Genomic DNA, 21,528 nt, shown 5'->3' with positions numbered 1-21,528 from the left:
ATGTCAGACGCGCACACGCCCGAGACGGAATCCGACGCACAGATCCCCGAAACCGACGACCCGCTGCCCGAACCACTCGCGGACGCGCTCGACCCCGACGTGTGGGAGACCGTCGGGACGAACCTGCTCGAGAAGATGCTGGCGGAGTTCGCCTACGAGGGGCTGATCGACCCGACCGTCGTCGGACGCGCGGGCGAGGAGGGCGAGGACCAGCACGGGGACGACCGCGACGGGAACGACGACCGCGGCGAGATCCGCACCTACCGCCTGACGCTCGACCGCGCGTCCTACCGCTTCCGCGCCGAGCGTCGGCTGTTCGACGGCTACCGCGTCCTCCCCGGCTCGGTCGAGCGCTACGACGGCGAGTCGTGGGAGTCGGCGACCGATCCCGTCCGGTTCGTCCGCGACGCGCGCGAGCGCATCGGCATGGACGGGATGACGGCCGGCCACCTCGTCCGCGAGTACAACCACACGCTCCTCGCGGACGCCCACATCGAGGCGCGTCGGCGCGAGCGCGAGGCGGACCTCCTCGATCTGAGCTACGCCGAACTGGAGGGCGAGATGGGCGGCCACCCGTGGATCACGTACAACAAGGGCCGCATCGGGTGGAGCTACGACGACTACCGGCGGTACGCCCCCGAGCGCAAGCGGCGCGTGCGCCTCTCGTGGCTCGCCGTCCGGCGCTCGGAGGCGACGTTCGCGGCCGTCTCCGACCTCGACTACGGGACGCTCGTCCGCGAGGAACTGGGAGAGACGTACGACGAGTTCGTCCGGAAACTCGAACGCGCTGGCCGCGATCCCGAGGAGTACTACCTCCTGCCGGTCCACGACTGGCAGTGGGAGAACAGCGTCGTCCAGCTCTTCCCGGCGCAGATCGCGGCGGGTGACATCGTTCCGCTGGGCGAGGGGCCGGACGAGTACCTCCCGATGCAGTCGATTCGGACGTTCGTCAACGTATCGAACCCCGAGAAGCGCAACGTGAAGCTCCCCATGCGCATCCTCAACACGCTCGTCTACCGCGGGTTACCGGGCGAGCGCACCGAGGCCGCGCCGCTCGTCACCGAGTACGTGAAGCGCGTCCGCGACGACGACCCGTTCCTCCGCGAGGAGTGCGAGCTGATCCTGCCGGGCGAGGTGGCGGGGCTCAACTACGACCACCCCGACTTCGCGGCGATCGATGGGTCGCCGTACCAGTACGACGAGTTACTGGGCTGCGTCTGGCGCGAGAGCGTCGAGTCGCTCGTCCGCGACGACGAGCGCCCCGTGACGCTCGCCGCGCTGCTCCACGTGGACGCCGACGGGACGCCCTTCGTCTCGAAGCTCGTCGAGCGGTCGGGCCTCTCCGTCGAGGAGTGGCTCGACGAACTGTTCGGCGTCGTCCTCCCGCCGCTGCTGCACTACCTGTATCGCTACGGGACGGCGTTCTCCCCGCACGGCGAGAACGCCATCCTCGTGCTCGACGACGAGTGCGTCCCGACCCGCCTCGCGGTCAAGGACTTCGTGGACGACGTGAACGTGAGCGAGTATCCGATACCTGAACTCGCCGACCTGCCGCCGGACCTCGACGCCGTGCTCCGGACGGAGCCGCCGGAGGGACTCTGTCAGTTCGTCGTCGCGGGGCTGTTTATCGGCGTCTTCCGCTACCTCTCCGCGATCCTCACCGAACATCACGGCTACGAGGACGCCCGGTTCTGGACGCAGGTCCGGGGAGCGGTCGAGGACTACCAGGCGCGCTTCCCCGAACTGGAGGAGCGATTCGCCCTCTTCGATCTGCTCCGACCGGAGTTCACGAAGCTCTGTCTCAACCGCAACCGGATGCTCGACTACGGCTACGCCGACGCCGACGGCAGGCCCCACGCCTCCGAACACGGGACGGTTCGAAACGCGCTGTACGAGGTCGCGCGCGAGGACTGACCCCGTTGGAATTCGTCGCGGCCGTCGTTTCTCCATCCGCCTTCCTCTCACTCGAAAACACATCACAGCGAGAAACGATGATGGTCTATAACAACACGTGACACAGATTTCGGGGGACTCAAATACGTCCCGCTGAATCCGACGACAATGAGCGAACGAGAGACGTGGTCGACCAACCTGGGGTTCGTGCTCGCGGCGATCGGGAGCGCGGTCGGGTTGGGCAACATCTGGCGGTTCCCGTGGCTCACCGCCGAGAACGGGGGGAGCGCCTTCCTCGTCGTCTACCTCGCGCTGGTCGCGCTGATAGGGGTCCCCGGTCTCGTCGCGGAGTTCGTGATCGGTCGGCGCGGGCACCGCGATCCGGTCGGGGCGTTCCGCGCGCTGTCGGACTCGCGGTGGTGGCCGTTCGTCGGCGTCTACGCCGTCGGGACGACGATGCTCATCCTCACCTTCTACTCCGTCGTCGGCGGGTGGATCCTCCGGTACGCGGTCGGGAGCGTCACCGGGGCGTACTTCGCGGACCCGCAGGCGTACTTCGGCCGGATCGCCTTCGGTCCCGAGGCGGTAGTGGCGCACCTGGCGTTCCTCGCGATCGTCGGCGCGATCATCGCCGCGGGCGTCGGCGACGGCATCGAACGCTCCTCGAAGGCGATGATGCCCGCCATCGCCCTCATGCTCCTCGGGCTGGCGGCGTGGGCGTTCACTCTGCCGGGGGCGGGCGGCGGCTACGAGTTCTTCCTCGCGTTCGACGTCGCGACGCTCCGGAACAACTTCTTCGACGTGCTCGGCCCCGCCGCGGGGCAGGCGCTGTTCACCCTCTCGGTCGGCGCGGGGTCGATGCTGACCTACGCCTCCTACCTCGGGCGCGACGAGTCCCTCCCGGGCGACGCCACCGTCATCGCGGTGGCGAACACGGCGATCGGCGTGCTCACCGGGCTGGTCGTCTTCCCGCTGCTGTTCTCCGCCGGCATCGCGCCGGGCAGCGGCGGCCAGGGGGCGCTGTTCTACGCGCTCGCGGAGGCGTTCGACTCCCTCCCCGCGGGGACGCTCGTCGCGCCGCTGTTCTTCGTCGTCGTCCTGCTCGCCGCAGTGTCGAGCGCGATCAGCATGCTCGAAGCGCCCGTCGCCTACCTCGTCGACGAGCGCGGCGTCGACCGGCGGCCCGCCACGCTCGGCGTCGGCGCGCTCCTCGCGGCGACGGGTTCGCTCACGGCGCTGAACCCCGACCTGTTCGGACTCCTCGCCGGGACGCTCGCGAACCTCGCGCTCACGGTCGGCCTGCTCGCGTTCGTCGTCTTCGTCGGGTGGGTGCTGGGTCGGGACGCGGTCGAGGAGTTCCGCTCCGGGACGGGGCCGACCGTCGGCGCGCTCGCCGACCCGTGGCGCGCGCTCGTCGCCTGGGTGCTGCCCGCGTTCCTCGGGTTCACCCTCCTCACGAACCTCGTCTCGCTGGCGGGGATCTCGCTGGCGTTCGAGTTCAGGCTCGCGCTGACCGCGGGCGCGCTCCTCGTACTGCGGGCGCTCGTCGGAGCGGGGCGCGAGCGATCACCGCTGGTGGACGCTGACTGAGGCGGTGAGGCGGGTCAGTCCGCGGTCGACGCCCCGTCTTCCCTCCCCACGGCCGCCGGGCGGATGCCCCGGAGCGCCGCGGCGAACAGCACCAGCGGCGAGAGGATCCCGAAGAAGTAGTACGGGGCGTATGCCAGCGTTTCGACGCCCGTGACGCCGAGGACGAACACCGCTCCGGCGTGCCACGGGAAGAGCGCGCCGGTGGGCGTCCCGGCGGACTCGATCGCGCTGGAGAGGTCGCTCGATCCGAGGCCGAGTTCGTCGTAGACGTTCCGGAGGGTCATCCCGGGGACGACGATGCTCATGTACTGCTGGGCGGTGAGCGCGTTCGTCGCGAGCGCGCCCACGCCCGTCGCGACGACGAGGCCGCTCGCGCTCTCGATCCCCCGCGAGAGCCGCCGGGCGAGCACCGCGAGCACGCCCGTCGATTCGAGGAGGCCGCCGAGCGAGAGCGCCGCGACGACGACCGCGACGGTCCACGCCGACCCCGAGAGCCCGCCGCTCGCCAGGAGGTCGGTGACGAGTTTCGTCCCCGTCTCCGGCGACGTGCCGGACATGAAGACGGTCCAGGCGTCGACGAACGACCGCCCCTGGAGGAGCACGGTCGTTCCGACGCCGGCGAAGACGCCGGCGAGGAGCGTCGGGAGCGCCGGGACGCCGTAGAGCGCGAGGCCGAAGGTGACGGCGAGCGGGAGGAACGCGAGCGGCGTGATCGCGTACGTCCCCGCGAGGGCGCTCTGGATCCCGGCGACCCGTCCGGCGGGGATCGACCCGCCGAATCCCAGACCGAGGGCGACGTACCCGAGCACGGCGAGGCCGAAGGCGACGGCGGTTCCGGCGCGCATCGCCCGGATGTGCTCGTAGAGGTCGGTGTTGGTGACGGCGGCGGCGAGGTTCGTCGTGTCCGAGAGCGGCGACTGCTTGTCGCCCGCGTACGCCCCCGACAGGATCGCGCCGACGGTCATCGGCGCGGGGATGCCGAGGCCGGATCCGATACCGACGAACGCGACGCCGAGCGTCCCCATCGTGGTCCACGACGACCCGATGGCGAAGGCCACGACCGCGGCCAGCAGCGCCGTCACCGGGAGGAACACCCGCGGCGAGAGCAGTTCGAGGCCGTAGTACATCAGCGAGGGGATCGTCCCGGCGCTGATCCACGTGGCGATGAGCCCGTAGATGACGAACAGGATGAGGATCGCCTGGAGGCCCATCCGCAGGCTCCGGGCGATCCCCTCGTAGAGGTGGTCCCACGACCAGCCGAGGACGTAGCGACCGAGCAGCCCCACGAAGACGATGCTCCACACGAGCGGGACGTGCGGGTCGAGCCCGAGCAGGGCCGACCCGATCCCCAGGAAGGCGACGAGGGCGACCACCGGCAACAGCGCCGCGCCCAGCGACGGGCGGTGGTCCGGGTCGACCTCGTCGTACCGATACGGCGTGAATCGTTCGCGCTCCATCGTCACGGCGTATTACTTTTGGGCATTAAGTGTTTACGAAGTATTCCCAACAAGCATTGCCGGGGGCTACGACGCGATCCCGAGGAGGTACGGCCGGCCCGTCGATCGACGGACGCCGAGGTCGGCCGTGGCACCTCCGGGCAGTACCGACCGCGCGTCCTCGAACCGGTCGGGGGAGACGAACGTTCGCCCGTCGCGTCTGTCGGGATAAACTCACAGTACCAAGCGAGTGATTTTTAGTGGTGTGTTTCGGACTGGCGCGGTATGCAGATGAGCGTCATCGACTGGATCGGGTTGATCGGGCCGTACGTCCTGTTCTTCCTGATGCTGATCGCGTACTACGTGCTCGAGGGACGACGCGAGCGACGGCTCCGGCGGGAGTACGGGGGGGACGATGCAAGGTAGCGGCATCGCGGGGACCGCGGGCACCTGGGTGCTCGTCACGTTCGGCGCGTACCTCGTCGTGCTCGTCGGCATCGGACTCTGGTCCTCCCGATTCATGGACGACGTGGGCGACTACGTCATCGGGGGGCGGCAGATCGGGCCGGTCGTGACCGGCTTCTCGGAGCGCGCCTCCGAGATGAGCGGCTGGCTGACGCTCGGCGTCCCCGCCGACGCGTTCAGCTCGGGGATCATCGCGTTCTACAACGGCCTGGGGATGATCCCCGCCGACCTGCTCGCGTGGGCCGGCATCGCGAAGCGCCTGCGCAAGTACACGGAGATCGTCCGCTCGGTCACGCTCCCCACGTTCTTCGAGACCCGGCTCGGCGACGAGACGGGGTACGTCAAGGGCATCTCGTCGGTCGTGCTGATGCTCTTCGAAGGGGGGTACGTCGGCGCGCAGATCGTCGCCGCGGGCGTCCTGCTCCAGGTGCTCACGGGGGTCGACGACTCGGTCGGCATCCTCGTCGGCGGCGTCATCGTCGTCGGGTACACGATGCTCGGGGGCTACTTCGCCGTCGCGTGGACCGACTACTTCCAGGGCGCGGTCATCCTCGTCGCGTTCATCATCCTGCCGGTGATCGCGTTCACGAACTACGGGCTCCCGTTCGAGGAACTCGCGCGGATGGGCAGCGGGTCGCTCACGAGCGTCACCGCCGGGCTGACCGGATGGGCCGCCGTCTTCGCCATCGTGAGCTACGCCGCGATCGGGCTGGGCGTCCCCGGAAACCCACACATCATGGTGCGGTTCATGGGGATCGACCGCGTGAAGAACGTCCGGCTGGCGGCGCTCGTCGCTCAGCTGTTCATGTTCGTCGCGTACGTCGGCGCGGTGCTGGTGGGGCTGTACGCCCTCGTCGTGTTCGGCCAGGGCGCGAACCTCGGGCAGAACAAGGTGATGCCCCTGCTCACGCTCGAACTCGTCCCCGGCGTCCTCGCGGGTATCATCCTCGCGGCGGCGCTGGCGGCGATGATGTCGAGCGCGGACTCCCAGCTACTGGTCGCGACGAGCGCCGTCGTGGAGGACGTCTACCACGGCTTCTTCAACCAGGAGGCGACGGACGAACAGCTCGTGCGCTACTCGCGGATCGTCACCGTCCTCCTCGGCGCGGCGTCCATCGGCTTCGCCTTCCTCGCGAAGGGCACGCCGGTCTACACGCTCGTGCTCGACTACGCGTGGGGCGGTCTCGGGGCGTCGCTCGGCCCGACGGTCATCGCCACGCTGTGGTGGAAGCGCGTCACCGCCGAGGGCGCGGCGTCGAGCATGCTCGTCGGCGCGACGACGATGATCACCTGGACGCAACTGCCGACGATCCTCGACGCGGTCGGCCTCATGCCGCCCGAGAGTTCGGGGTTCCTCTACGGACTCGTCGGCGTCTACGGCCTCTTCCCGGCGTTTATCCTCTCGTCGCTGACGCTCGTCGTCGTCTCGCTGCTGACCCGTCCGCCGTCGGGCGTCGACGACCAGTTCGACGTCTTCGACAAGCCGCTGTCGGCGGTCGTCGGACAGCGGGCGTCGGGGTCGCGCGACTACGTCACCGACGGGGGCCGGGACGCCGCTCCCGTCGCCGTCACCGAGGCGGACGCCATCCGCGCGCACGTCGCGGACGCGGACTACTGGCGCGACGGCGGGCGCGACGATGAGTGAACGGACGACGGGCGACCGGACGCGACGATGAACGACCGCGCGAGGGCTGGTGAGACGGCGGACGCGACGGGAGCGGTGGACGCGACGGGAGCGTCCGGAACCCGCCACGAGGTCGTCGATCTCGACGTCATCCCGCCCGCGGTGGCCCGCGAGGACGTCGAGTCGACGGGTCGCGTCGGGTGCGTCGCCTACCCCTACCGGGTGTACGACGCCGAGTCGAGCATGGACCGGCCCGTCCTCGGCGAGCGGGTCGCGAGCTACGTGGTGAGCGTCGATCGGGTGCGACGGCTGGCGCTCCGCGCGGACGTGTTCCCGACGGTCGAGGCGCGCGCGGTCGAGGACGCGCTCGTCCTCCCGACGGGGCTCACCGACGAGCAGGCGCGCGAGCGAGCGCGCGAGGCGGTGTTCAAGTGGACGCTCAGGAAGTACTCGCCACTCGATCCGCCGGAGATCGCGTTCGCGCGCCACGCCGACGCGTACAAGCTGTTCTGGCTCGCCGAGCGCGAGGGCGGCGACGTCCTCGTCGACAGCGTCCGCGGCGACGAGCGGCCCCTCGACGGCTGATTGGCGATCCGCCGTCGATCCCGCCGGTTCGTCCCGCCGGTTCACGCCGGGATGGAAACCGGTAGGTGACCGACGACCCGACGACCCGTCATGGTCGGAAAACTGGACGCCGACGCGCTCGCCCGCCTCGTGCTCGGGCGAACCGGCGCTGACGACCCCGCGGTACTGCAGGGGCCCGCCTACGGCGAGGACACCGCCGCCATCGACCTCGGCGAGACGACGCTCGTCGTGAACTCGGACCCGATCACCTTCGCGGGCGACGGGATCGGGACGCTCGGCGTGCACGTCGCCTGCAACGACGTGGCCGCCTCCGGCGCGCGCCCGCGCTGGCTGACGAACGTCTGTCTCCTCCCCGACGCGGACCCGGAGACGCTCGACGCCATCACCGCGGCGGTGGACGACGCGGCGGCGGCGCTCGAGGTGAGCGTCGTCGGGGGACACGCGGAACACGCCCCCGGCGTCGATCACCCCGTGCTCTCGCTCACCTGCATGGGCGTGACCGACCGGTACGTCCCGACCGGCGGTGCCCAACCGGGGGACGCGGTCCTCCTGACGAAGGCCGCGGGTATCGAGGGGACCGCCGTCCTCGCCGCCGACTTCGGGGCGGAACTCGGCGAGGCCGTCGACCGCGCGACGCTCGACGCGGCGCGGGTGTTCGCCGACGAGGTGAGCGTCGTCCCGGAGGCGACCGCGCTCGCGCCGCTCGCCACCGCGATGCACGACCCGACGGAGGGCGGCGTCCTGACGGGACTGGTCGAACTCGCGCTCGCCTCGGGAGTCGCCGTGGACGTCGAGCGCGAGGCGATCCCCGTGCGCCCGGAGACGGCCGAGGTGTGCGCGGCGATGGGCGTGGACCCCCTCCGGGTGTTCGGGTCCGGGGCGCTCGTGGCGACGGTCCCGGCCGACGACGTCGACGACGCCCTCGACGCGATCCGGGAGCGCGGCGTCGCGGGGGCGGCGATCGGCGAGGTCCGCGCGTCCGACGCGCCGGGCGTGACGCTCGACGGCGAGACGATCCGGGAGGCACCGCGGGACGACCTCTACCGGCTCTGGGAGTGAGCGCCGTCGAATTACTCCGGAGTCAGACACACGTCCGGGTGATCGATCAAGTGGCCCCCCTTTCGGTACGATCTACCGGTACGATACCGGCGAGTGGGGGAGGACCACAGCTCCGCGACGGCCGAGTCGCGGACGAAAACGAGGGACGAAGGGAGCGCCGCGACTCGGCGGTCGGTCGGCGCGAGACGATTCGGCGTCGGTCCAGCGGGTCGAGGCCGTACACTTCTTCGCCCGCTACTCGGTGTCGTAGGAGGCGTCGTAGCGCCGGTACAGGACGACGAACGCGACGAACACGAGGACCGATCCGACCGCGACCCCCAGCCAATCCCCGTATGGAACACCGAGCGAGAGGAAGGCCCCACCGATCGCTCCTCCGCCGATCATCATCGCGAAGATCACCGCGAGACCGAGGAGAAACCGCGTGACGAAATTATCCTCGACGGGGTTGTTTCCCATACGTTAGCTCATCAGACAGTCGGTATAACGCTTCTGTCGCTACGTGGAGGGAGCGATCCGGACGTCCGCTCGGATCGCGATCGTTCGTGACGCTACCTCCGGATCCCGCGTATTCGTATCGCGAAGTAGAGTTTACGAGTCGGACGAGAGTCGGAGGGGATGGAAACCACCTCATTTTCTTAGATGCCTAAGATCGGAACGGGGCCGATCTGCGCGCGTGTCCCTCGATCGCAGCGGCAGTCGACGGCGTACATACCCGTCACCCGGACATGGCCACCCACGGAGCGAGAACCGCGCCACCTCGAAAAAACTATTATAAATCATGATATAGTCGCGAACGCCGACGATAGCCCGTCTCCGGCAAGAACGACGACGTGGACAACCTTTATTATAAATCGTGAAGAATAGGCGATCGCAGACGCAACAGGTGCCGCCGGATCCCCGGCCGCATCGCAGATCACCATGACCGACACCCACTACACGGACCAGGACGACGCGCCGCTCGTTCCCGAGTTGCCCCGCGAGATCGCGCCCGCCCGCACCGACGGCGGCCGCCGGTCGCGACCCCCGCGCGGGCGACCCGCCAGACGCATCGCGTCCCGCCCGGTCGACACCACGTACGCCAGTGACCGAACGCGCGACACCGAGGAGATCGTTCCCTTCGTCGCGGACCTCACCGGCGGCGCGGACTGACGCGGTCTGTCGCTTTCTCGGAGAAGACACCGTCACGAGTGGCGAGTGTAAACGGCTTTGTGAGCGCGCCCTGCCCAGCCGATATGCACGCGATCACGAACAGCGGGTGGATCGAGGTCATCACCGGCTGTATGTTCTCCGGGAAGACGGAGGAACTCCTCCGTCGCCTCCGCCGGGCGGAGATCGCCGGCCAGGAGGTCGCCGTCTTCACCCCCGCGCTCGACGACCGCTTCGGTGAGACGACGGTGGGCTCCCACGACGGCCACCACTGGGAGGCGACCGTGGTCGAGAGCGAGGGCGAGGGCGTCTGGGGGCTCGTAGACCGCCTCAACGGCGAGCGCGTCGTCGCGGTCGACGAGGCGAACTTCTTCTCGACGCACCTCGTCGACGTCTGCGAGCACCTCGCGGCGGACGGCCGTCGCGTCGTCGTCTCCGGCACCGATCAGACCTTCCGCGGCGAGCCGTTCGAACCCGTCCCGCAACTCGTCGCCGTCGCCGAGTACGTCGACAAGCTACAGGCCATCTGCTCGGTCTGCGGCGAACCCGCCTCGCGCAACCAGCGGCTCATCGACGGCGAACCCGCCCACGCCGACGACCCGACCATCCTCGTCGGCGCGGAGGAGCGCTACGAAGCGCGGTGTCGGAACTGTCACGCAGTCCGTCGAAACTGAACGACTACTCGAACCACGCGCGCACCTGCCCCGCGACCGTCTCCATCGCTTCCCTCGCGACGTCCACCTCGTCGGTCACGCTGAGAAACCCGTGGATCATACCCGGGTAGTGCTCGTGGGCGACGTCCACCCCGCTCTCCTCCAACCGTCGAGCGTACGCCACCCCCTCGTCGCGTAGCGGATCGAACCCGGCGGTGACGACGGTCGCGGGCGGGAGGCCGGAGAGGTCGGGCGCTCGCAGCGGCGCGGCGAAGGGGCTGTGCGCGTCGACCGAACTCCGGAGGTACAGGTCCCAGAACCAGCGCACGTCGGCGCGAGTGAGCAGGTACCCCTCTGCGTTCTCCTCGTAGGAACGGGTGTCGAACGCGCGGTCGGTGATCGGGTAGAGGAGGAGCTGGCCCGCGAGCGTCAGCCCGTCGATCGGCTCCTCTCGTGCGCGCAGTGCCGTCACCGCGGCGAGATTCCCCCCGGCGCTCGTCCCCGCGACCGCGACGCGGTCCGGATCGCCCCCGACCGCGGGCGCGTTCCGTGCGACCCACTCGACGGCGGCGTAGGCGTCGTCCACGGCCGCTGGGAAGGGGTGTTCCGGCGCGAGGCGGTAGCCGACGCTCGCCACGACGCAGCCGGTGTGCGCGGCGATCTCGCGGCAGATCCCGTCGACGGAGTCCAGCGTGCCGAGCACCCAGCCGCCCCCATGGAAGTAGACGACGACGGGGGCGGGGGCGTCGAGGGTCGATCGGTAGACGCGGATGGGGAGGTCGCCGCCGGGCCCCGGGATCGCGAGGTCGCGGACGAGAGCGAGTTCCGGAACCTGCGAATCCGTCGGGGAGAACACCTCGTCCTCGACGCGGCGGGCGCACGCCACGCTCATCGCGTTCCACTCGGGGATCCCCTCGCTCTCGATCGCCTCGACGACCGCCTCGACCTGCGGGTCGGGTCGTTCCGCGCGCATGGTCGACCCGGGGGCGGCCGTGACATGAACGCTCCGAGATGGAAGACGAAACGGGAACGCACAACCCCCTCGGGGGCACAGCGGTGGTATGGGAGCCCTCGACGCCGAACGGGACGACGCGCGACGGCGCGACGCGGCGGACCCCCTCGCGGGCCTGCGCGAGCGGTTCGCCGTCCCCGACGGCGAACTCTACATGGACGGTAACTCCCTCGGTCCGCTCTCGACGGACGCCGAGCGGACGCTCTCCCGCGTGGTCGACGAGTGGCGCGACCTGGGCATCCGCGGGTGGACCGACGCCGATCCGCCGTGGTTCGAGTACGCGGAGCGCCTCGGCGACCGCCTCGCGCCGGTCGTGGGGGCGGACGCCGAGGAGGTGGTCGCGGCCAACTCCACGACGGTCAACGTCCACACCCTCGTCGGGACGTTCTACGACGCGCTGGAGGGGACGCCCGCCGTCCTCGTCGACGAACTCGACTTCCCGACCGACCACTACGCCGTCCGCGCCCAGCTGCGCGCGCGCGGGGTCGATCCCGACGAGGGGCTGATCGCCGTGGAGAGCCGCGACGGGCGCACCGTCGAGGAGGACGACGTCGTCGCCGCGATGGACGAACACGACGTGGGGATCGTCTTCCTGCCGTCGGTGCTCTACCGCAGCGGCCAACTGCTCGACGTGGAGCGCATCGCGCGGGAGGCCCACGACCGGGGGATCGTCGCGGGGTTCGATCTCGCGCACTCCGTCGGCGTCGTCCCGCACCACCTCTCCGAATGGGACGTCGACTTCGCCGTCTGGTGTAGCTACAAGTATCTCAACGCCGGGCCGGGCGCGATCGCGGGACTGTACGTCGATCGCGAGCACTTCGGCATGACGCCCGCGCTGGCGGGGTGGTGGGGTCACGAGAAGGCGACGCAGTTCGACATGGAACTCACCTACACCCCCGAGCGCAGCGCCGGCGCGTGGCAGATCGGGACCGTCCCGATGCTCAGCGCCGCGCCGCTCGAAGGGGCGCTCGACGTCGTAGAGGAGGCGGGTATCGAGGCGATCCGCGAGAAGTCCGTCGCCCTCACGACGCTGCTCGTCGACCTCGCCGACGAGCACCTCCCCGAGTGCGAGGTGGGAACGCCGCGGGACCCGGCCCGGCGCGGCGGACACGTCGCCCTCGAACACGACGAGGCGGACCGCATCAGCCGGGCGCTCGGCGCGCGCGACGTGATCGTGGACTACCGACCGCCGAACGTCGTCCGGCTCTGTCCGGCCCCGCTGTACGTCGGCTTCGAGGACGTGGTCGACGCCGTCGCGCACGTCAGGGCGGTCCTCGACGAGCGCGAGTACGAGCGCTTCGAACCACGCGACGGCGTGACCTGACCGCGCCGCGGGATCGCCGACGGCGGCGCGTCGACCGCCGGGACCTCCCTCCGGAGCGTTCAATCGCTCGTAATACTGGCACGACCGCCCGAAGCGAGAGACGTCCGTCGCCGGGACCCCCCGCGGTCCGCCAGAAGACCTCCGGCTGACCCCCGAGGAAACGGAGGGCCGACTCTCCGCCGCACCGTTCGGCGACGCACGCCTGGTGGACCTCCCTCCGCATCACTACGCGCTCGTCTGCGAGCGATAGCTACCCGCTTCACGGAGCATCGGCGGTGGAGACTACGGAACCGAAGGGCCGCGTAGATACCGTCGATGACCACCGGTCGTGGACGTTCGACCGGGGGAACTATCAGACAGAGACGATCGACGGGGCCCGGAACCGTCCGACACCACCGGCCCCCGTGCAAGTTGATATAGCGATATGTGGTGTACGTGTCGGCGTGGTCGTTCGCAAGAGCGCGGAAACGTCGAGGGTACACCGGGGAGGTCGGCAAGAACACCGGGGATTAGGAGAGACTCATCGGTCACGCCGCGCCGCGTCACCCCGGTCGCTTCCACTCGCCCGGTCGTTCATCGTGGAACTCACCCATCGCCTCGCGCCGTTTCGGCCAGTAGGCGATCGCCACGAGGACGACGTAGTACAGTACGACGCCGGCCGTGACGACGGTCCCCGGTACCCCCGGTACGGCAGCGGTCTCGGTCCACGTCTCCCCCGACACGAAGACCGTGATTCGGTACGCCCACGCGATCAGGAGGACCGTGAGCAGCGGCAGGTAGACGCGGCGGAGCCTGCGCGCGACCGCCTCGCGCGTCGTTACCTTCAACGTGGGCGCTCTGAGGTCGTCGCTCATCTCTCCTCGCCACTCGGCGCGCTCCGCTCCCCTCGGGTCGAACGCGTTGGCGAACAGGTTCTCCTCGATCATGCGGACCCGCGACCGCGTCGCGTCGAACGTCCGGTAGCGTCGCACGTCGAACAGGAGGAACATCGTCATCGCGCCCATGCCGATGAGCAGGAGGTGCGGCGGCCGATCCGGACTCTCGAAGGACAGGGCGAGCAACGCGACGAGGACGGCGATCGCCCAGTCGACGGTGAGGTCCATCCGGTCCATGAGCGACTTCATGTTCGAGACCTCCCCCCGATAGTAGTGAGGCATCAACGAGAGGAACCGCTCGGGATCGTCCGCGGTTTCGCTCGCGACCTCCCGGGCGTCGTGTTCCCTGGGATCGAAGTCCGAGGAGTCCGTGGATTCGTCGACCATAGGAAAGGATAGCGAGTGACGCACGATAACGTCGCGTTCACCCCCGACGCACCGTCCCGACGGACGACGCGAATCGCTACCCCAATCAGGAACGGACCGGCCCGAGGAGGAATACGAATAACAGTCAGGAACGTACCCACCTCGAGCGCGACACAGAGAACGGAACGACGGCATCCCGCCGAACCGAAGGCGAGGGTCGTCCGTGAGGATAGGATATCTCCGTACGTGGCCCCACGTATTCACTAATATCCAGTAGTAGAGTACTATTTTTCCGAGATTGATAGTGAACTTGAGCAGGATAAGGGCCATTATCGAGTAGCGTAGGACAACACTGATTGTCTCTCACGGGAATAGACAGGTCGTGACCGATGACGATGATCGTACGGCGGTGAAGACGTACGTGCCGCGCTACCAGAAGGAGGAGTGGGTAGATCACGCCGACGCCCTCGACATGAGCCAGAGCGAATTCGTGAGGACGATGGTGCAGGCCGGGAGGCGGGGGTTCGATCTCGATCCGGCGGAAGGCCCTGAGGGAGACGTTACCCCCCGGAGTGAGGGCCTCGAAACCACGCTCCTCGAACTTCTTCGACGGGAGGAGTATCTCTCGTGGGACGATCTCCTCGCTCACCTCGCGGGCAACGTCGAGGGCCGTCTCGACGATGCCCTCGAGACGCTTCAGCGCGAGGGACGCGTTCGATACAGCGGTCGACACGGCGGATACGCCCTCGTCGAGTCGGACGCGGACGAGCGGGCGTCACTGGAACGCGACGCCCGCTCGTCAGGAACTGACGTATCGGGCGAGGATCGGGTTCGACGTCAGCGCCGGGATCGCGGCCGGCGACGAAGCGAGGACGGGACCGATCGCGGGCCCCGCGATCGCCGTCCATCGCGCTCGCGCTCGGGGACGACACCCACGTCTGACCGTCGGAGCGGGAAGGGGTACGACGGGCGATGAGCCGAGACCACACTGTCGGGAAGGACGCAGACCCCGTGGAGTACTTTTTGCAGGACATGACCTATCACGGGCGTTCGGAGCGGACCCGGTCGGCCTACGAGCGAGTCCTACGGCAGTTCGAAGCGTTCGTCGCCGCCGACGGAGAGACGCCCGCGAGTGCCGGACAGCGGGAGTGTCTCGCCTGGGTTCACTCGCTCCGGGGGAAGCACGCCCCGAGCACCGTCGCCACCTACGCGACGTACGTCCACCGGTTCTACGCGTACATGGCCCAGACGGGCGCGTTCGACGCAAACCCGATGGCGCTCGTGACCTCCGAGATGGACGAGTCGATCGACACCGACCCCGAGCGCCGCGAGATCGGCGTTCCGGCGATGCGCGAGTTCGTCGCGAGCGTCACCCACCCGCTCGAACGGGCGGTCGTCCTGACGCTACTGAAGACGGGAATGCGGGTCGGCGAAGCCTGTAACCTCGACCTCCGCGACGTTCACCTCGACGAGCCGGCGGTCCGAGCGGCGTACTCGGTCGCCCCGCGTCCGCAGCTCGACGGCCGGCCGAACTCGCTCTTCGTCGCGAGCGATCCCGCGCGGGGAACCGTCGTCAACGGCGAGGAACGGTCCGCCTCGAACAAGCGCAAACGGGCGACCGTCGTACCGGTCGATTCGGAACTCGCGGAGGCGCTCGTTCGCTGGCTCGCGATCCGCCCCGACGCCCGCTCACCCGCCGAACCGCTGTTCGTCAGCACCCGCGAGGACTGGGGCGAGCGCCTCACTCCGCCTCGGGTTCGGGCGACCGTAAAGCGCCACGCGGAGGCCCGGGGATGGTACCGGACCGGCGGGGGCGCTAGCGAGAACGTGACGCCGCACTACTTCCGGCACTTCTTCACGACCCACCTGCGGGATCGCACCGGCGACCGCGGGATCGTCAAGTACCTCCGGGGGGACGTGGCGACGGACGTCATCGACACCTACACCCACAACTGGGGCGACCGCGTCCGCGGGGTCTACGAGGCGAACATCTACACGCTGACGTGACGTGCCCCCGACCCCACCATCTGTCGCCCGCGTAGCAACCGAATTCCGCGTCGGGTGCGCGTCGAATAAACCCTATCTCGCGATATGAAATGTGGCTAGTCATCCGGTTCAGAACGTCGAAGGGTGGAGTGCTGATGAGTGCTACTGGCGAGATCCCGGGAGGTGCTGTTCGAGCGAGAAACCGCCAGACGTGATCCGATTCGAGGGGAGATGCAGGTGGGGAAGGTACTCGATCTGTGAACGGGTACCGCATCTAGCAATCACTTCCGTCACGTTGTCCACGACAGTTCGAATTGACCAACTGCCTCGGCACCCTGAATCACGAATCGATACGTGCCGCTCCGTTCGATCGATACCCGCTGGATCGCCTCGAAACTGCGGCCCGTTTGCTCCCACAGCACTTCCTCGGTCGGCGTCCACAGGGTGAACTCGATAGTTCCCTGATCCAGCTTAGCCTTACAATCGATCGAAACGTCACCACCATCGTTCAAAAGGACCTTCCGAACGCTAGTCCCGGAAAACATTTCGCAAGTAGCTGAGATCCTCGACTCACCGGATTCCCAGTCGCAGTTGCGTTTGATTCCGGAGAAATCCGTACGATCTGACTGTAACGCGGAACATCCGGTTACTGCCGAAACGAGGAGACTTACACAGTGTCTTCTCTTCATCGTTCACTGACCCGTTACGATGTAACTTGAATGCCTACAACCCTCTGGCGACTTGCGCCACTCGTCCTCATATTCCGCATTCCAACGCGGCTTCATCCGGACTGTGAGTGGTGCCCTCCTCGTTCTCTCATCAGTGGTCAATTAGCCGAAAACGATCGATAGATGTACGGAGTGCGGTTCGTGCAGTTCGACTGGCGAGGTCGAATTCGGCCGGGGTCGCGACCGTCACTCGTCGACGGTCACGATCCCCAGGTCGACCACCGCGTTGCCCGCCTTCACGTACGGGCCGTCTTCCTTCCCCTCCGTGGTGACGAAGTCGTAGGTCTCGGTGTCGTTCGTGTCGAGGTGGGGCATCGGGATGAGCGGCTGGGTCTTCGTCAGCCGATCCGTCTCGAAGTCCGCACCCTTCACCTCGAACAGCGTCACCGGCACGTCGTAGTGTACGCCCGGCGGGAGGAACGCGGAGACCCCGATCACGCTTCCGATCACGTTCCCCTCCAGGAGCGTTCGGTCGTGGATGGCGACGAAGCCGCCTTCAGAGAGGACCACCTCGTCGACGACGATCGATCGCCCGTCCGAAACCTGGTTCTCGAAGTCGATCGTCGCGAACGCCGTGCTCCCGTCGCAGTCGTCCGCCCCGTCCTCCCCGACGGTGACGAACCCGAGATCGACGACCGCCTGTCCGGCTTCGAGGTACGGTCCGTCCTGCTTCCCGCCGGTGGCGACGAAGTCGTAGGTCTCGGTACCGTTCGTGTCGAGGTGAGGCATCGCGATGAGCGGCTGGCTCGCCTCGAGTCGGTCCGTCTCGAAGTCCGCGCCCTTCACGTCGAACAGCGTCGCACGCACCTCGTGGTGCTCGCCCGCCTCGAGAAACTCCGTGACCCCGACGACGCTCTCGAGTACCTTCCCGTCCAGGAGGCTGAGGTCGTGGATGGCGACGAAGCCGCCCGCAGAGAGGACCACTTCGTCGACGACGACCGACCGACCGCCCGAGAACTGGTTGGTGAACTCGACGCCCGCGAACGGACGCGATCCGTCGTCGGCCTTCCCGTCCTTCATCGCTTTCTTCGCGTGATCGTCCTTCTTCCGCTCGTCGCCGTGTGCACCGACGACGCCCACCCCCCCGAGACCGACCGCTCCCGCGGCGGCCGCCGACCCCGCCAGAAAGCTCCGGCGGGACGTGAGCTGCTCGCGGACTGCTTCAACGTACGATTCTCCCTGCTCCGTCTGCGTGCCTCGATTGTCGTCACTCATGTGTGGTCGTCTGTGCGCTGTGGCACACCCGATCATCGACCGGAGTACTTATTGTAATATAGTCGATATGACGCGTAGAAATCGGAACGTACGCGACGCGATCGGAGCGGAACGTCGTCCGGATCACCGCTCGTCTCGACGGGAGCCGGACGGCGGGTATGAACCGGGCTACCGTCGAGCGTATCGAGGGAGGGCGCAGATCGCCGGGAAGTCGACTGCCTGCGGCGGTTCTCGGTCATCAGGTCATCGTCGTCATCGTTGGGAGCTTCTCTCGAAGGTGAGCTTACAGCGGTCGGGTCGCGACCGACGGGGGGACAGCCCCCGTTACGTGAACGTTTCGCGCCGGGCTCACCCTCGATCGGCGTCCGACCCGACCGAGTCGCCGGGGTCGAACCCGTCGCTGGTCTGCTCCGGGATGAACGGGCCGAACGCGGCCGTCGCGTTCGCGGCCGGGGAGAGCGCGTCGCCGTGGACGGCTCGAACGCGGCGGGTGAGATAGGTCCGTGTCCGACGTCGGTACCGTTCACCGCGTGTCCGAACGTCGGGCGGGGAGTCGTCCGATAACGCTTCACGCTCCGTCGACCGCGTCCCGGACGCCCACTGCCCTCCGTCGCGGGGAACCCGGAGGCACGGACGACGTACACCTTTGTTCCCCCGCGCGTCAGGGGGCGTATGCACGTCGCAGTACTGGGTGCCGGGAGCATGGGCCACGGGATCGGACAGGTGTTCGCGATGGCGGGTCACGACGTCGTCGTCCGGGACGTCGACGCGGAACTCGTCGAGGCGGGACTCGACCAGGTGCGAGAGAACCTCGAGAAGGGCGTCGAACTGGGGAAGGTCGCGCCCGACCGCCGGGACGAGACGCTCGCTCGGATGACGGGGACGACCGACCTCGCGGCGGCCGTCCGCGACGCCGACCTCGTCGTCGAGGCGATCCCCGAGGAGATGGACCTCAAGCGGTCCGTGTTCGCCGAGGTGAACGAACACGCGCCGACCGACGCCGTCCTCGCGACGAACACCTCGTCGCTCTCCGTGACCGAACTCGCGAGCGCCGTCTCGCGGCCCGAACGCTTCGTCGGCCTGCACTTCTTCAACCCGCCGCACCTGATGGACCTCGTCGAGGTGATCGTCGCCGAGCGGACGAGCGACGAGACGCGCGAGTGGGCGGTCACCACCCTCGACGAGGTGGGGAAGCGGACGGTCGTCGTCGAGGACTTCCCGGGGTTCGCGACCTCGCGGCTCGGCGTCGCGCTCGGCGCGGAGGCCATCCGGATGGTCGAGGGGGGCGTCGCCTCCCCCGCCGCCATCGACCGGGCGATGCGGGAGGGCTACAACCACCCGGTCGGGCCGCTCGAACTCACCGACCGCGTGGGGCTTGACGTGCGCCTGCACGTCCTCGAGTACCTCCGCGAGGAACTGGGCGAGCGCTTCCGCCCCCCGGCCCTCCTCCGCAGGAAGGTCCGCGCGGGGAAGCTGGGGAAGAAGGCGGGCGAGGGGTTCTACCGATGGGACGGCGACGAACCGCTCGCGCCGGAGTGATCGAGCGGTCGCGGGACGCGACGGTCCCGCCGCGTCCGGCCATCGGCGGTCACCGAACGGTGAGTTCGGTCTCCGCCGACGAGAACAGCTCCTTCACGCCGGCCTCCGCCGACGTGAGTTCGCGCCGGTTCTCGAGGAGGACCGTCTCGCTCGGGAAGAGCCGCTCGCCGAGGACGAGGCCGTGGTCGCGCGCGGTCGACCCGGTGACGGTGACGTACACGCCGAGCCCCGCGTCCGAGATGGCCTCCTCCTCGGTCTCCGACTCCGCGGGGTAGCAGAACTCGACGTCCTCGGTCGCGCGCGTCCCGAGGACCGCCTCGACCAGGCGCTCGTAGCGCGGCGAGACGCACAGCGGGCCGGCGTACCCCTCGACGAACGAACGGTCGAGGTCGCCGTCGCCTACGACGGGCGTCGCGAGGAGCGTGTGGTAGACGGTGTCTCCGAGTCCGCCGACGACGCGAACGTCGGTGTCCCGCGGGTCGATCCGACCGTTGACCGCCTCGATGTCCGCGAGCGGGTCGGCGTCGAGCGTGACCACTTCCTCCAGCACGAGATCGGCGCTGTCGAACCCGAGGGCGAACTCGTGCTTGCGGAGCGAGCGGAACGGCTCCTCGCGGCCGACCAGCAGGAGGTCGTGATCGCCCGCCGGGATCGTGAGCGAGTCGAAGACGACGCGCCGCGGGAAGCCCGCGCGCGCGTCGCGGAGCAGCGTGTACTCCGGGGCGTACGGATCGTCGCGGTCGCTGTAGGCGGCGAGTCGGTCGTAGACCGGCGCGTCGGTCGTCTGCGTGCCCTTCGTGAGTGCCTTCTCGTACCGGAGCGTCGAGACGACGTCGTCGGCCACCCCTCGCGCGCCGGTCCGGGCGGCGAGGCGTTCGAGGACCGCCTCGAGCGGCCGCCCCTTCCGCGGAACGGCGACGCTGATGGTTGCCATTGTCGGACGCTCACGCCGCGGAGATAAAACCCGAACGGTTGCGGTCAGACTCCGTCGCCCGCGCCGAAGACGCTCGCCACCCGCTCGCGGAAGCCCTCGAAGGCGTCGAGGTCGGCCTCGACGTCGGCGACGGTCGACTCGAGGTCGTCGACCCTGTCGCTCACTTCCCGGACGCCGTCGCGGGTCGCCGTCGACCGGTCCTCGACGCTTCGGACGCGCTCCGCGACCGACGCCAGTTCCTCGCGGAGATCACCGAGCACCCGCTGGGCGTCCCCGTTCTCGTCGAGGAAGGACTCAAGCGCGTCGGCGTACGCGCGGAGGTCGGCCACGTCGGCCTGGAGCCGTTCGATGCGGGCGTCGACGCTCCCCGTCGCGCCGCCGAGGTGCGACGCGAGGACCTCCCTCGTCCCGTCGTCCACGTCGCCGGATTCGAGTTCGGCGGCCAACCGCGTCGCCAACCCGCCCGCAGCGGAGTGGGTGGGGCCGTCGGAGCCGTCCGCGGCGTCGTCACCCGCGACGCCCGGCTCCGAGAGCGGTAGCGGCCCGATCAGCCCGTCGTCACCCCCGCTCTCGAGATCCCGCTCTGCGCCGTCCGTCGCCTCGTCGTCCGACCCCAGGACGGCCTCGGCGTCCACCGGGGGGACGTCGACGCGGCCGGGGTGACCGGCGTCGTCGCGGGAATCCGCCTCCGCCGGGTCCAGCGCGTCGAGGGTCGGTTCGACGAGGAACCGCTCGACGGCGGCGAGATCGGCGTCGCGGAGTCCGTAGACCGTCGTGTACGTCTCGGCGGCGTCGAGCGCCCGTTCGAAGACGAGCCGGCCGTCTTCGACCCGCCAGCAGTCCTCGCCGTACTCGGGGTGGAACCCCACGTCGTCGGGGGCCACCCCGTCGGGGAGGTCGTCGGTCACGCGCACGACGGCCCGGTCGTCGCGCGCGTTCTCGACGACGAAGGCGATCGCGGGAACGGGGAAGTCGTCCGGCGCGAACGACTTCTCCACCGCGACCCCGTCCTCCTCGGCGGTGACGACGTCCGTCTCTGCATCACTCATGAATAGATGAACGTCTCGTTATTTTGTATTAAATCTATGCGTGTCGATC

General features: G+C 68.8%; 19 protein-coding genes and 1 pseudogene. 12 read left to right on the top strand and 8 right to left on the bottom strand.

Annotated elements, in window-relative coordinates; translation table 11 throughout:
• Positions 1-1,914: an IucA/IucC family protein gene (locus tag NKI68_RS15595; protein ID WP_254544028.1), complete on the top strand. Its 1,914-nt coding sequence runs from the start codon at positions 1-3 to the stop codon at positions 1,912-1,914.
• Positions 1,915-2,061: 147 nt separating this feature from the next.
• On the top strand, positions 2,062-3,483 hold the full coding sequence (locus NKI68_RS15590) for a sodium-dependent transporter (RefSeq protein ID WP_254544027.1): 1,422 nt from the start codon (positions 2,062-2,064) through the stop codon (positions 3,481-3,483).
• A gap of 14 nt (positions 3,484-3,497) precedes the next feature.
• On the opposite strand, the gene arcD is transcribed toward NKI68_RS15590, so the two are convergent.
• Entirely contained in the window at positions 3,498-4,940 is a 1,443-nt protein-coding gene (arcD, locus tag NKI68_RS15585) for an arginine/ornithine antiporter ArcD (protein WP_254544026.1), read from the bottom strand.
• 264 nt (positions 4,941-5,204) lie between these two features.
• Between arcD and NKI68_RS15580 the strand changes: the two genes are divergently transcribed.
• The 4 genes from NKI68_RS15580 (at position 5,205) to NKI68_RS15565 (ending at position 8,652) form a co-directional block, all read left to right on the top strand.
• Complete coding sequence (locus NKI68_RS15580) at positions 5,205-5,345, top strand: hypothetical protein (RefSeq protein WP_254544025.1); 141 nt, start codon at positions 5,205-5,207, stop codon at positions 5,343-5,345.
• Positions 5,335-7,029 carry a sodium/proline symporter gene (locus NKI68_RS15575; protein ID WP_254544024.1) on the top strand — a complete coding sequence of 565 codons (1,695 nt, stop codon included), beginning with the start codon at positions 5,335-5,337 and terminating at the stop codon, positions 7,027-7,029. Before NKI68_RS15580 ends, NKI68_RS15575 begins: the two co-directional genes overlap by 11 nt.
• A 27-nt stretch (positions 7,030-7,056) precedes the next feature.
• Complete coding sequence (locus tag NKI68_RS15570) at positions 7,057-7,593, top strand: hypothetical protein (protein ID WP_254544023.1); 537 nt, start codon at positions 7,057-7,059, stop codon at positions 7,591-7,593.
• A gap of 90 nt (positions 7,594-7,683) precedes the next feature.
• Positions 7,684-8,652 (top strand): AIR synthase family protein, encoded by a 969-nt coding sequence (locus NKI68_RS15565; protein ID WP_254544022.1) that lies wholly within the window; start codon positions 7,684-7,686, stop codon positions 8,650-8,652.
• A 234-nt stretch (positions 8,653-8,886) separates the two neighbouring features.
• On the opposite strand, the gene NKI68_RS15560 is transcribed toward NKI68_RS15565, so the two are convergent.
• Positions 8,887-9,108, bottom strand: coding sequence for a hypothetical protein (locus NKI68_RS15560; protein ID WP_254544021.1), 222 nt, complete (start codon positions 9,106-9,108; stop codon positions 8,887-8,889).
• A 462-nt stretch (positions 9,109-9,570) separates the two neighbouring features.
• Here NKI68_RS15560 and NKI68_RS15555 point away from each other — a divergent pair, with 462 nt between their 5' ends.
• Together NKI68_RS15555 and NKI68_RS15550 are read left to right on the top strand one after the other, a co-directional pair.
• Positions 9,571-9,801, top strand: a complete 231-nt coding sequence (locus NKI68_RS15555; protein WP_254544020.1) for a hypothetical protein — start codon at positions 9,571-9,573, stop codon at positions 9,799-9,801.
• An 83-nt stretch (positions 9,802-9,884) separates the two neighbouring features.
• Positions 9,885-10,472: a thymidine kinase gene (locus tag NKI68_RS15550; protein ID WP_254544019.1), complete on the top strand. Its 588-nt coding sequence runs from the start codon at positions 9,885-9,887 to the stop codon at positions 10,470-10,472.
• Between the two features lie 4 nt (positions 10,473-10,476).
• Here the strand turns inward: NKI68_RS15550 and lipP1 are convergent, their stop codons facing one another.
• Positions 10,477-11,424 carry a LipP1 family hormone-sensitive lipase gene (gene lipP1, locus NKI68_RS15545; protein ID WP_254544018.1) on the bottom strand — a complete coding sequence of 316 codons (948 nt, stop codon included), beginning with the start codon at positions 11,422-11,424 and terminating at the stop codon, positions 10,477-10,479.
• A gap of 88 nt (positions 11,425-11,512) precedes the next feature.
• Here lipP1 and kynU point away from each other — a divergent pair, with 88 nt between their 5' ends.
• Complete coding sequence (gene kynU, locus NKI68_RS15540) at positions 11,513-12,787, top strand: kynureninase (protein ID WP_254544017.1); 1,275 nt, start codon at positions 11,513-11,515, stop codon at positions 12,785-12,787.
• A 542-nt stretch (positions 12,788-13,329) separates the two neighbouring features.
• Here the strand turns inward: kynU and NKI68_RS15535 are convergent.
• Positions 13,330-14,049, bottom strand: a complete 720-nt coding sequence (locus tag NKI68_RS15535) for a DUF2270 domain-containing protein (RefSeq protein WP_254544016.1) — start codon at positions 14,047-14,049, stop codon at positions 13,330-13,332.
• Between the two features lie 361 nt (positions 14,050-14,410).
• Here NKI68_RS15535 and NKI68_RS15530 point away from each other — a divergent pair.
• Positions 14,411-14,794, top strand: a pseudogene (locus tag NKI68_RS15530) (DUF5805 domain-containing protein); the annotation flags it as partial.
• A 206-nt stretch (positions 14,795-15,000) separates the two neighbouring features.
• A complete protein-coding gene (locus NKI68_RS15525) occupies positions 15,001-16,035 on the top strand; it encodes a tyrosine-type recombinase/integrase (protein WP_254544015.1) in 1,035 nt (344 codons plus the stop codon).
• A gap of 269 nt (positions 16,036-16,304) precedes the next feature.
• On the opposite strand, the gene NKI68_RS15520 is transcribed toward NKI68_RS15525, so the two are convergent.
• A complete protein-coding gene (locus NKI68_RS15520; protein WP_254544014.1) occupies positions 16,305-16,526 on the bottom strand; it encodes a hypothetical protein in 222 nt (73 codons plus the stop codon).
• A 402-nt stretch (positions 16,527-16,928) separates the two neighbouring features.
• A complete protein-coding gene (locus NKI68_RS15515) occupies positions 16,929-17,957 on the bottom strand; it encodes a DUF7282 domain-containing protein (protein WP_254544013.1) in 1,029 nt (342 codons plus the stop codon).
• A gap of 672 nt (positions 17,958-18,629) precedes the next feature.
• Here NKI68_RS15515 and NKI68_RS15510 point away from each other — a divergent pair.
• A complete protein-coding gene (locus NKI68_RS15510; RefSeq protein WP_254544012.1) occupies positions 18,630-19,496 on the top strand; it encodes a 3-hydroxyacyl-CoA dehydrogenase family protein in 867 nt (288 codons plus the stop codon).
• Positions 19,497-19,545: 49 nt separating this feature from the next.
• On the opposite strand, the gene NKI68_RS15505 is transcribed toward NKI68_RS15510, so the two are convergent.
• Together NKI68_RS15505 and NKI68_RS15500 are read right to left on the bottom strand one after the other, a co-directional pair.
• Positions 19,546-20,430, bottom strand: a complete 885-nt coding sequence (locus NKI68_RS15505) for a phosphoribosyltransferase HisG-related protein (RefSeq protein ID WP_254544011.1) — start codon at positions 20,428-20,430, stop codon at positions 19,546-19,548.
• 44 nt (positions 20,431-20,474) lie between these two features.
• A complete protein-coding gene (locus NKI68_RS15500) occupies positions 20,475-21,479 on the bottom strand; it encodes a hypothetical protein (protein WP_254544010.1) in 1,005 nt (334 codons plus the stop codon).
• Between the last annotated feature and the right edge of the window lie 49 nt (positions 21,480-21,528).

It is taken from the genome of Halomarina pelagica, assembly GCF_024228315.1.
Lineage (GTDB): Archaea > Halobacteriota > Halobacteria > Halobacteriales > Haloarculaceae > Halomarina > Halomarina pelagica.
This window is presented reverse-complemented; position numbering and strand designations above follow the sequence as displayed.

Excerpts from the sequence above, each read along its gene's own strand:
- NKI68_RS15595 (WP_254544028.1), top strand. The coding sequence starts at position 1 with ATGTCAGACGCGCACACGCCCGAGACGGAATCCGACGCACAGATCCCC.
- NKI68_RS15590 (WP_254544027.1), top strand. The coding sequence starts at position 2,062 with ATGAGCGAACGAGAGACGTGGTCGACCAACCTGGGGTTCGTGCTCGCG.
- arcD (WP_254544026.1), bottom strand. The coding sequence starts at position 4,940 with ATGGAGCGCGAACGATTCACGCCGTATCGGTACGACGAGGTCGACCCG.
- NKI68_RS15580 (WP_254544025.1), top strand. The coding sequence starts at position 5,205 with ATGCAGATGAGCGTCATCGACTGGATCGGGTTGATCGGGCCGTACGTC.
- NKI68_RS15575 (WP_254544024.1), top strand. The coding sequence starts at position 5,335 with ATGCAAGGTAGCGGCATCGCGGGGACCGCGGGCACCTGGGTGCTCGTC.
- NKI68_RS15570 (WP_254544023.1), top strand. The coding sequence starts at position 7,057 with ATGAACGACCGCGCGAGGGCTGGTGAGACGGCGGACGCGACGGGAGCG.
- NKI68_RS15565 (WP_254544022.1), top strand. The coding sequence starts at position 7,684 with ATGGTCGGAAAACTGGACGCCGACGCGCTCGCCCGCCTCGTGCTCGGG.
- NKI68_RS15560 (WP_254544021.1), bottom strand. The coding sequence starts at position 9,108 with ATGGGAAACAACCCCGTCGAGGATAATTTCGTCACGCGGTTTCTCCTC.
- NKI68_RS15555 (WP_254544020.1), top strand. The coding sequence starts at position 9,571 with ATGACCGACACCCACTACACGGACCAGGACGACGCGCCGCTCGTTCCC.
- NKI68_RS15550 (WP_254544019.1), top strand. The coding sequence starts at position 9,885 with ATGCACGCGATCACGAACAGCGGGTGGATCGAGGTCATCACCGGCTGT.
- lipP1 (WP_254544018.1), bottom strand. The coding sequence starts at position 11,424 with ATGCGCGCGGAACGACCCGACCCGCAGGTCGAGGCGGTCGTCGAGGCG.
- kynU (WP_254544017.1), top strand. The coding sequence starts at position 11,513 with ATGGGAGCCCTCGACGCCGAACGGGACGACGCGCGACGGCGCGACGCG.
- NKI68_RS15535 (WP_254544016.1), bottom strand. The coding sequence starts at position 14,049 with ATGGTCGACGAATCCACGGACTCCTCGGACTTCGATCCCAGGGAACAC.
- NKI68_RS15525 (WP_254544015.1), top strand. The coding sequence starts at position 15,001 with ATGAGCCGAGACCACACTGTCGGGAAGGACGCAGACCCCGTGGAGTAC.
- NKI68_RS15515 (WP_254544013.1), bottom strand. The coding sequence starts at position 17,957 with ATGAGTGACGACAATCGAGGCACGCAGACGGAGCAGGGAGAATCGTAC.
- NKI68_RS15510 (WP_254544012.1), top strand. The coding sequence starts at position 18,630 with ATGCACGTCGCAGTACTGGGTGCCGGGAGCATGGGCCACGGGATCGGA.
- NKI68_RS15505 (WP_254544011.1), bottom strand. The coding sequence starts at position 20,430 with ATGGCAACCATCAGCGTCGCCGTTCCGCGGAAGGGGCGGCCGCTCGAG.
- NKI68_RS15500 (WP_254544010.1), bottom strand. The coding sequence starts at position 21,479 with ATGAGTGATGCAGAGACGGACGTCGTCACCGCCGAGGAGGACGGGGTC.